Source organism: Myroides odoratimimus (genome assembly GCF_038039805.1).
Taxonomy (GTDB): domain Bacteria; phylum Bacteroidota; class Bacteroidia; order Flavobacteriales; family Flavobacteriaceae; genus Flavobacterium; species Flavobacterium odoratimimum_B.
Genome location: NZ_JBBPHK010000032.1, coordinates 22,297 through 32,410, shown reverse-complemented (window position 1 = coordinate 32,410; position 10,114 = coordinate 22,297). Strand labels below are relative to the sequence as shown.

The window sequence follows — 10,114 nt, the reverse complement described above, 5'->3', positions numbered from 1 at the left end:
GAATGACATGGTCACTTTTAACGGAATTAGGTGGTCAATTTCACTGGATTCTCCAGTTTACCAGGCTAAGTATACTTAATTTCTATGAAATTCTTCTCACACCAATTTACAAAGGTTTTAGAGATAAATTCAGAACCATTATCACTTCTAATGTACTTTGGAGTACCTATTTCTTGTTTTAGGTTTTCTAATGTTTCCATTACTGCTCTTGTAGGATACCTTAATCCAGCTTCAATAGCTATTGCTTTTCTATTACAGTCGTCTAATACATTAAAAACTCTTACTTTTCTGCCATCTGTAAGTAAGTCACTCATAAAATCCATACTCCAACATTCGTTGAGTACTTTTGGTGTTTCTAAAGGCTGTTTAACTCTTGTTATCTTTAGCGAGGTCTACATTATATCATAAAAAATTATCTTTTTTCTAATTTAACAAGTCCTTGGTCAGTAGCTAAATATAGATTATAGTTTTTATCAAAAGCCATATCTGTAATTTTAGAGGTAGGGAGCATTGAGTTTTTGCTGTGATAATTCTCCCAAGTGTCTTTCTTTAAATCATACCTAATAAGCCCTGCATTATAAGTGGCAATCCATAAAATATCATCTTCTTTGTCATAAAGTAATTTTGAAAAACTGTTATCGGTAGCAATTCCAGAGTTTTCTATGGAAAATTGAGTAAATGTATCATTTAAGTAATAAATAATTACACCACTTTGTCCCTGCATATCTTTTTTAATATCAAATTCATCAAATAAGAAGTATAGATTACCATTTTGATCCTCATCCATAGAATTAATATATTTATTTTTAAGAAGGCTAGTGAGATGTTCTAATTTAACTAATTCATTGTTTTTATTAAGTACAACACTTCCATTGAAGGTGCTTATCCATAACTTATTATTAGAATCTCTTTGTGTAAAATTAATTCTATTTGAAGGAAGTTTTTTTAATATTTCTTGATGAAGAAAATCCCATCTCTGGTTATTATAAATTGCTAATCCACCTTCAAAACTTACGAAAATTTCTTGTTTTTTAGGATTTTCTGTAATGTTATAGACACTGTTATCATATGATAAATTTAGTGGGTGTTTTTGCCATTTATGGTTTTTGATAGAATATATCTCTCTATCTTGATTTAACCAAACTATATCATTAGTATCTATTAAAATACGATGATATCCCGGGTCATTAAGAGAATCATTGTATTGCATTTTTTTAAAGTCTTTTCTATTAAAAGTTAGTAGTTCAAAAGAAGATATTACCCAAACCAATTCAGATTTGTCTACAGCAATTTTCATTATATTGTTATTGTGTAAGTTAGAGTTTTTAGTGTCCCAAACTGATATGGTGTAATTAGATAGACTTTCATTTTTGTATTGGTAGGTGTTGTTTAAGATTTCTGGATCAGTAGGGTAATCAAAAGATTTTTCAAATTCAGTAAAATCTACTCTAACAATCTCACCAGATATAGTATTATTTTGAATTTCAAAGACAACGTTTATAGAGGTCTTTAGGTCTATTTTACCATCTGTTATAGAAGGAGTCCACTTTTTAAACTTGTTTAGTTTTTCAATTATTTTTTTTGTCACTGTACTATTTGATTCATCTGTGTGACTTATAACACAACCAGTTTTATTAGGAGCTACTAAAACCTGAAATCCTATTCTTCCAGTAAGCTTATTAAGATCTAACTCTTTGTTTAGCTCTTGTTCAAGTTTCGTAAAAGCTTTTTGATCATATCCCGCTAATGTATCACCACAGTCAAGGCAGAACCTATCTATTTTACAATTATCTACTTTTACAGGGTACATATACTGGCCATATGAATTAATTCCTAAGAGGAGAAAAGAGAACAATGGTATTTTTTTCATTGTTGATTATTTGTTTTTTATAAACAATAAGTTATTAAGATAGCCATTCTTAAAATTTACACCTAGAAGTCAGGATATAAATATTAACTTATTATATGACAAAAGTATAAATCAGTTTATATTTAAGTCAATAGATGACTATGTTACCGATGAAAAAATGGAATAAACCACTATGGACTGAAAGTCCATAGTTTGTTAAAGCAGACTAAAGTCTGCCTGGGTGGAGCTACTTACTCAAGTATAAAGTTACCTCCATTTTCATTTGGTTTACGATGGTGTTCAAGATATTTATTTAGCATTTCATCAGTAATATTTCCTATACTCCAAAAACCAAAACCTATTGACCAAAAGTGACGTCCCCAGTAGCGTTGTTTCAACTCAGGATATTCTATTTGTAATTTCCTTGAAGTACGCCCCTTGAAGAGTTTGACAATATTGCTTATGTTTTGAGATGGTCGATATTCTATATGAAGACGAACATGATCCTTTGATACCACACCTTTTAAAATTTGAATATCTTCTGCTTCACAAATCTGAATATCTCCTTCCAATACTGGATAACGATATTTGGTCACCCATACTATATGGGCAGTTAAACGTGATACACTATGTCCGCCGGTTCGTTGATATTTCATATATCAAAGGTAAACATTTTTAGAAGCTGAAAGCTAAATGCACTATAATGCATAGTTTTAACTACAGTCTTTTTATTTCTACACCCCCTACTCTTCTATAATATCAGGTATATCCATGTCCGAAAATTGGGATAACTTTGGTAGAATACAACCTTCCATTTTCACCCCTCTAAAATCACATGCAACAAATGCAGTATTTGTAAAATTACAATTAGAGAATCTTGAAGCCCTAAATTCTACTCGAACAAATTGTGCATCAGTAAAATCGCAATTATAAAACTTCGTTCTCCTACCTCCATACTCATATCCGTATGTTCCTATACCTATTTTAGCACCAACAAAAGAACAATCTTCAAAAACAGTGCCATCAGCTTTAATTACCAATTTAGCTTCCTGAAAATTACACTGTTTGATTATAGATTTACTTAAAACACTTCGATTGAGCTTTGCTTTAGTAAAATTACTTAATTCCCATACACTTTCTTGAGCATCAACGTCTATAAAGGAATAAGATAAGTTAACATTATACAACTTCGATTTAGACAATGATGAGTGTTCCAGTAGCTTTATTTTATTACCTAAGTGAATACCTGCTAAATCGATATCTTTTAAATCTGTTACATTTTTATAGTATAGTGATTCTATTTCCTTCTGTAAAGTAGTAGTAAACTCCACATCATTCCATCTATCTTTTAATTTTTTCATATTTTATTTGTTATTGGAATCACATAATCCACTAAACCACCGTATTTATCGATCTCAAAGATAACAGATTTTTCCATCGTGAATAGTGAAGTATACATCCTCACAACTATTTGTTGATTTTTAACAAAGAACAACTTAACCAGGAAGCTGCTTTTTCTAAAAACTTGTTTAAACTATCAATCCTTCACTACTCTAAAGCTAAGTACAACCTAACTCTTGCGATATTCTATAGGTGTCATACCTGTGTTCTTTTTAAAATAGCGACAGAACAAAGTAGGCTCTGTGAAATCTAAGGCTAAAGCAATCTCTTTCGTTGTTGAATTAGTATTTTTCAACTGAGATTTGCTATAGAGAATGACTAATTCACTAATCCAATGCGAAATAGTATGCTGGGTGACACTCCGAATGACAGTAGATAGATGTTGAGGAGTGACACAGAGCGCGTCGGCGTAGAATTGTAGAGAGCGCTCTGTCTTAAAGTGGTTGTACAAAAGCTTAAAAAAACTTCTTGTCAAGTATTCATAACGCGACTCTACCCTATCCTCTACGCTTTTGTGTAGATAAATCCTTTGGATTTCTAACAATAGCGCACTAAACAAATGAGTACGTACCTCTGAACTGGGGTTTTCTGAGTAATTATACCGACTTGCTACTGTAAACAACTCCTGTAATAAAGCTATTTGAGAAGTTTCTAATTGAATGACAAATAGATCCCTTAAAGCCTCTAACAATTCAATCTTAAAAAAAGAAGCTGATCTTGTTATAAAATCAAATGAAAACATCAATGAGTAGATTTCGATATCTTCAGAAACTTCTATTGGGGATACAAGTGAATTAGGTATCAGACTGATTAAACTTCCCGACTGAATACTATATTCTTTTAAGTCTATCTTAATCCTCGCATTCCCTTTTACACAAAGTCCTATCACAAAAGCATTAATGCTATGAGGATATTTGGCAAAGTAATCTACTATTTCCTTAGCATCTCTTGAAATATAGATTGCTTGATTTAAATCTAATCCCCTATCCTGCACTATAGATTCTATTGTATGCTGTTTTGCCTTCATAACAAATCTTTCCTACAAAGATAAATAATCTTAAGAAATGAACATCTATTACTTTTATTTGTTTACAGTCAAAAAGTGCTTTATAAATACCTTTACACTATTAATAATTAAAACATTTGCCATGAACAAGAATAGAATTTATACTTCTAAACGTCTTAAAGTAATCGAAATTGATCATAATATATTTGCCGCCCTTTCGCCTTATCGCGGAATTAGCTGGGCAAATGCAGCCTTTATAAATCGAGGTAAAGGATTGGTTTACGATACGTTTTTTGACTTATTCCACGCATCGGAGTTAAAAGATATTTACACACAAGTGAGTAATCAAGAGCTGCCACAATATGTTGTAAACTCCCACTACAACAGTGATCATACATGGGGGAATAAAGTGTTTAAGGATTCGTGTATCATCATGCATCGCAATGCCCAACAAGAGCGTTTGACCGAAAATATACAATGGATGGACGCTGTTATTAAAAGGGGAAAAGACTCTACTGAATCAACAGCTGGTGAGCGATTCTTTGCAAACGAATTTGAAGGTTTTGACTTAACTGGTGTAGAATGGATCACTCCGGATATAGAGATTAGTAGCAATACCACTATTCATTTAGACACTACAGAAGTACAACTTATAGACGTAGCTCCTTCTCATTCGAATAGCGATGTACTATTGTGGTTAGAGAAAGAGAGAATCTTATTTGCTGGCGATGTTGTGTTCAATGGATGTACAGCATATAGTGAACAGGGCATTCACAACTGGGTGAAGGTATTAGACTATATCATAAAGGATTTAAAACCTAAATTAGTCGTTCCTGGTCATGGTAGTTTGTGCACTGTGGACTTTGTTGAGGAGCAAAAACAATACTTGACTTTCATCTTAGAACAAGTAGATAAATACTATACCAAAGGGATTACTGCTGAGGAAATCACACGAAAAATTGACATAGCTAAATACTTGCATTGGATACAACCTGAGCGCGTTTATATGAGTATTCTGGCTGTGGTAAAAAGCAAAGAAGAAGGGCACTTTATCCCACAGTGGAACGATATCCCTGCTGTATTAAAAGAGATGAAAACACATTTTGACCAAAAATACAACAACAGCATTCCGACATGGGATCCTTATAGCTCATGGTCTGAGTCACTTAAACTTTTAAATCTATAATCCATGAAGTTCGTAACTTACCAAAACAACAACCAAGCAAGACTTGGCGTGATAAACACCTCAAATACCGCTATCTTAGATCTAAAATCTATAGCCCCATATAATGTCGCTTTTAATTCTATGCAACACCTGATAGAATCGGGTGATGAGGGATTAGAAACTGTTAGAACGATAGTTTCTAATGAAGAAGAATATCAAAGTATTCCTCTTCACACTGTTCAATTACTGGCTCCTATTTTCCCTAAGCGAATACTGGGAACTATGTTTATGAACCCCGATAACCATCTTGCAACTGCTTCCAAAAGACTTGTTGAGCGCATCACTCAAGAGACCAATATGGATAGCAGTGCCTTGACCGAGCAGTTCAACAAAATGACTATGCGAATTAAAAATAGTACAGAAACGCTCTACGAACTGCGCGATCACACTTATATTTCACATACTGGAGAAACTATAGCCACACCAGTAGGTACAAGAGAATTAGATTACGAATTGGAAATAGGATGTGTCATCGGTAAGACAGGAAAGGATATTGCAATAGAGCATGCTACCGATTACCTATTTGGATACACCATCTTTAATGATTGGACCTTAAGAGATTTACAGATCAAAAATATTTTAAGTGGAAAAGGTTGGGCAGATAATGCCAAAGATTTTGATCAGTCAGTGACTTTAGGACCGTGCATTGTGACAAAAGACGAAATAGATCTAAACAACTGCACGATGAAAGCCTATGTAAATGGGCAACTGTGGTCTATGGGAAATACGAGTGAACATACACAATCTTTTGAACAAATTATCGTTGGAATAAGTAAAGGAAGAACAATACACGCAGGAGAAGTTTGGAGTTCGGGAACTGTGGAAACTGGGTGTGGTTTAGAGTTAGGAAAGAAACTGAGCCACGGTGACATCGTAGAATTAGAAGTAGATGGCATCGGAAAAATAACCAATACAGTCTGTGTAAGCGACTTGCCATCCTTATAGACTGTTATACAAATTGCATTGTGTTTGACAGAAGTAAGCTTATCAAAATGGAATAAGCTTACTTTTGTTTCTTTTAAGCAAAGGGATATATTGATCAATTAAAATTTTATCTCCCTATTAAAAAAGAAACTTCACCAAAGAACTACATCTAAGTACTTTATTACCTCATCTTCTGATAAACTAAGATGTAGGTCAAAAAGAAACTTGGAGCAACTGAGGTACAAGATAAAACAGCTTGTGGCTATGCATTATATCTCCACTCTTATCTGAAGAGTACTATCACTTAAATAACAGGATATCATTCCCAAATAAAACGCAGAAAATAAAGAGGAATGAAAGACTTGCTAAACTTATACCTTTTGCAATTCAAACATCATACTAATTTGCTTATCCTTTAAAAAAGAAGGAGCTAAGCGAAAAGCCAAATTTCGAACAGAAGTGATCAAGGGATTACTCAACTGAGCTACTTGCCCCATGCGCCAACTATCTCGAACGATCTGAGACACTTTCTTACGTCGAATAGAAGTAAATCGCTGAAAAGATTCTTCAATAGAATATTTCTCTAATAATTTACTGATTATATACACATCCTCAATCGCCTGACAAGCTCCTTGTCCCAAATTAGGCGTGGTGGCATGTGCAGCATCACCTATTAAACAAACCCTGCCTTTAGACCACTCCTTAATAAGAGGCAAATCATAGATCTTGTTCAAATAGATATCATCATCTGCTGTCTGTACAATCATATCCCTTACCAAAGGATTACAATCCTGTATTAAAGCAGTTAGCTCTTTATGCTTTAAGTATTTATGCTCATTAACTAAGAAATACCAATAAACCTGTCTGCCTTCTAACTTAACGAATCCAAAACGCTCTCCTCTCCCCCAACCTTCTAAAGCGATATTATTATAATCGTCTGAGAGATCGTAATCTAACACACCACGCCAACACACCTGCCTGGCATCGCGCAATGGATAATGGCCAAATAAACCTGAGCGAACTTGTGAGTGAATCCCATCAGCACCTATTACATATTCATGAGTTGTGGTACTTCCATCTGTAAACGATAATGTATACTGAGCATCACTGTTTTTCTCAAGATGTGCAAGACGCTTGTTCAGTAGAATATGTTTCATTCCTACCTCATCCACGAGTACTTTGTGCAAGTCACTTCTGTGAATAGCAATATTGGCCAACTGATATTTATCTTCGAATGGAGCTAAGTCTGATTGCGTCAATACATTTAGATCCATATCAGTAAGCATAACAGTAGAGATACGGGTTCCCTTCTCACTTAGGAGATCAGATACTCCCAAGTGGTGATAAACCTGCATGGCATTATTAGCAATAGCAATTCCAGCACCGACAGGCTTAATCTCCTTTGTCGATTCATAAACGACAAATGGAATATTTGCTCTTTTAAGGGCAATTGCCATAGTTAACCCTGCTATACCTGCTCCGATTATCGCGATCATAATTCTTGCTGTTTTGAGTATTTACCAAATGGCTAAGATACAAAGACAAGACAAGCATTAAAACAAATTACAAATGCAATTAACTGATAGAAGAACTAAATATTCGATCAGTATAAATTAAAAAAGTTTAAAGAAGATATGCTTACTCAAAACACAATATCAACCAACAAACACCATAAAAATAAGCATAGTATTGACCACAATACGCTTCCTCAACTAAGGAGCGTGTGTATTGCGCTACCTAATAAATAAATATTCCTAAAAGAGCAGCTGCAAACAAAATCAAAATTGGATGTATTTTAAATCGTATCGAGCAAATAAGTGTCAGTACAAAGAGAATTATACTGATATAATCTATGAAATTCTCTTTATTGACAAGCGTTAAAGCAGCCAAAGCAATCAGTGAAATACTCAACGGTTTGATCCTTAAAAGAGCGTAGGAAAAATATCTATTCGTGCGGAATTTAAAGTAGAAATAAGAGATAAAACAAATCATTATAAAGGAAGGTAAACACAGCGCTATTGTAGCCACTACCGCTCCTAAAACAGCAAGTGGTGTCGAATATCCTTGATTAATCAAAGCACTATAGCCCACGTATGTCGCCGAGTTTATACCTATCGGACCAGGAGTCATCTGTGAAACAGCTACCAAATCCGTAAATTCACTCTTCGAAATCCATTGATTCTTATCGACTACTTCTTCTTGTATAAAAGATAGCATAGCATATCCCCCTCCAAATCCAAAAGTACCGATCTTGATAAATACCCAAAAAATCTTCAAAAATATCATACCTAACTCTTTATACTTTGGTGATACAAAATACCTGCTACACATCCCATAATGATAATCCAAACTGGAGATACTCCTCCCACCCACATTAACAATAAGGCTATAGTGGGCAAAATAAGTGTCTTCACTGTCATTTTATTCATCTTTATTGCCGTATAACACGGTGCTGCTATCAGTGCGACTACTACAGGTCTTAAGGCTTTAAAAGCTTTAGCAACATAGATATTCTCCTGAAAACGACTAAAGAAAACAGCTATGAGTAATATAATTACAAAAGGAGCCAATATTGTACCTAAGGCAGCTAATAGTCCACCTTTTATTCCCGCGATTTTAAAACCTACTAAAGCAGCAATATTAGTGGCAAAAACGCCAGGCAATGATTCTGTAATAGCCAGAAGCTCATAAAACTCATCTTGACTCAACCACTGTCTTGAAACAATGTCCTTTTCTATTAAAGGGATAACAGCATATCCTCCACCTATGGTAAAAACTCCTATTTTAGTAAATAAATAAAACAACTTGAAAAGCATAAATACGATTGTATAACTGAGGTCAATATTCAAAAAAAACAAGATACAACATCTAACCTTTTTCTCCTTTAACATAAGTAAATTAATCACCTTGACTCATCACTTTATACAGGTTCTACATTAGTATGACATCCGCAAACGTTACAGGAACTACAGTTGAATTAGGACTGCTCTTTTCTATAGTGAATAACCTTATCTTTGCTGCTATCAAACACTATTAAAATGAGTTATAAAGTATTCGACATAAACACTTGGAATAGAAAAGAGCACTATAATTTTTACAAAAATCAAGTAAGGTGTAGTTTTAGTTTAAGTACAAAAATTAATATCACTGAGCTAATCTCTTTTATCAAAAGTAAACAACACAAGTTTTACCCCGTAATCATTCACTTACTAGCCAAAGCAGTAAACACTCATCCTGAATTCAGATTTGCAATTAAAGATGATGAATTGATTCTTTGGGAGACATTGAATCCAAGTTACACAGTACTCCACCCAGAGACAGAAACCTTTTCTGAGTTTACTTCGTTGTATTGTGATGATCTCAACACTTTCATGGAACACTACAACTCAGTAGAACTCGAAAACAAAGGGAATTATAATATGTTTCCTCAACAGCGTCTCGAAAACACTTTTAATATCTCTATGTTACCTTGGATTAGTTTTGATGGTTTTAATTTAAACCTACCTGACCTCGAAGATTACTTTGCTCCTATTTTTACCTTAGGAAAATACTACACTGACAATTCGCAAATCCTAATGCCTATCTCCATTCAAGTGCACCATGCTACTTGTGATGGCTTACACGTAGCCAAATTCATAAACACCTTACAAGAACTATGTGATACAATAGGCCGATAATGAAATAAAAAAAGCACTGCTATAGTATATAA

At 34.0% G+C, this 10,114-nt stretch carries 11 protein-coding genes; 3 read left to right on the top strand and 8 right to left on the bottom strand.

Annotated features, from left to right (window positions below; genetic code table 11):
• Positions 1-65 precede the first annotated feature (65 nt).
• From AABL85_RS16240 to AABL85_RS16220, 5 genes are all read right to left on the bottom strand, one after another.
• Positions 66-380 (bottom strand): DDE-type integrase/transposase/recombinase, encoded by a 315-nt coding sequence (locus tag AABL85_RS16240; protein WP_341310849.1) that lies wholly within the window; start codon positions 378-380, stop codon positions 66-68.
• A gap of 32 nt (positions 381-412) precedes the next feature.
• Positions 413-1,870 (bottom strand): ligand-binding sensor domain-containing protein, encoded by a 1,458-nt coding sequence (locus AABL85_RS16235; protein ID WP_341310847.1) that lies wholly within the window; start codon positions 1,868-1,870, stop codon positions 413-415.
• Positions 1,871-2,100: 230 nt separating this feature from the next.
• Positions 2,101-2,505, bottom strand: coding sequence for an IS200/IS605 family transposase (gene tnpA / locus AABL85_RS16230; RefSeq protein WP_341310846.1), 405 nt, complete (start codon positions 2,503-2,505; stop codon positions 2,101-2,103).
• A gap of 87 nt (positions 2,506-2,592) precedes the next feature.
• On the bottom strand, positions 2,593-3,210 hold the full coding sequence (locus AABL85_RS16225) for a pentapeptide repeat-containing protein (RefSeq protein WP_341310845.1): 618 nt from the start codon (positions 3,208-3,210) through the stop codon (positions 2,593-2,595).
• Between the two features lie 209 nt (positions 3,211-3,419).
• Positions 3,420-4,277, bottom strand: coding sequence for a helix-turn-helix transcriptional regulator (locus AABL85_RS16220; RefSeq protein ID WP_341310844.1), 858 nt, complete (start codon positions 4,275-4,277; stop codon positions 3,420-3,422).
• Positions 4,278-4,398: 121 nt separating this feature from the next.
• Here AABL85_RS16220 and AABL85_RS16215 point away from each other — a divergent pair, with 121 nt between their 5' ends.
• Together AABL85_RS16215 and AABL85_RS16210 are read left to right on the top strand one after the other, a co-directional pair.
• Entirely contained in the window at positions 4,399-5,442 is a 1,044-nt protein-coding gene (locus AABL85_RS16215) for an MBL fold metallo-hydrolase (RefSeq protein ID WP_341310843.1), read from the top strand.
• Positions 5,443-5,445: 3 nt separating this feature from the next.
• A complete protein-coding gene (locus AABL85_RS16210; protein WP_341310842.1) occupies positions 5,446-6,426 on the top strand; it encodes a fumarylacetoacetate hydrolase family protein in 981 nt (326 codons plus the stop codon).
• Positions 6,427-6,776: 350 nt separating this feature from the next.
• On the opposite strand, the gene AABL85_RS16205 is transcribed toward AABL85_RS16210, so the two are convergent.
• The 3 genes from AABL85_RS16205 to AABL85_RS16195 all read right to left on the bottom strand — a co-directional run bounded on the left by AABL85_RS16205 (position 6,777) and on the right by AABL85_RS16195 (position 9,221).
• Positions 6,777-7,901: an FAD-dependent monooxygenase gene (locus tag AABL85_RS16205; RefSeq protein WP_341310841.1), complete on the bottom strand. Its 1,125-nt coding sequence runs from the start codon at positions 7,899-7,901 to the stop codon at positions 6,777-6,779.
• A 241-nt stretch (positions 7,902-8,142) separates the two neighbouring features.
• Positions 8,143-8,691 (bottom strand): chromate transporter, encoded by a 549-nt coding sequence (locus AABL85_RS16200; RefSeq protein ID WP_341310840.1) that lies wholly within the window; start codon positions 8,689-8,691, stop codon positions 8,143-8,145.
• Positions 8,692-8,693: 2 nt separating this feature from the next.
• Complete coding sequence (locus AABL85_RS16195) at positions 8,694-9,221, bottom strand: chromate transporter (RefSeq protein ID WP_341310839.1); 528 nt, start codon at positions 9,219-9,221, stop codon at positions 8,694-8,696.
• A 222-nt stretch (positions 9,222-9,443) separates the two neighbouring features.
• On the opposite strand from AABL85_RS16195, the gene AABL85_RS16190 reads away from it, so the two are divergent.
• Positions 9,444-10,082 (top strand): CatA-like O-acetyltransferase, encoded by a 639-nt coding sequence (locus tag AABL85_RS16190; RefSeq protein ID WP_341310838.1) that lies wholly within the window; start codon positions 9,444-9,446, stop codon positions 10,080-10,082.
• Positions 10,083-10,114 lie beyond the last annotated feature (32 nt).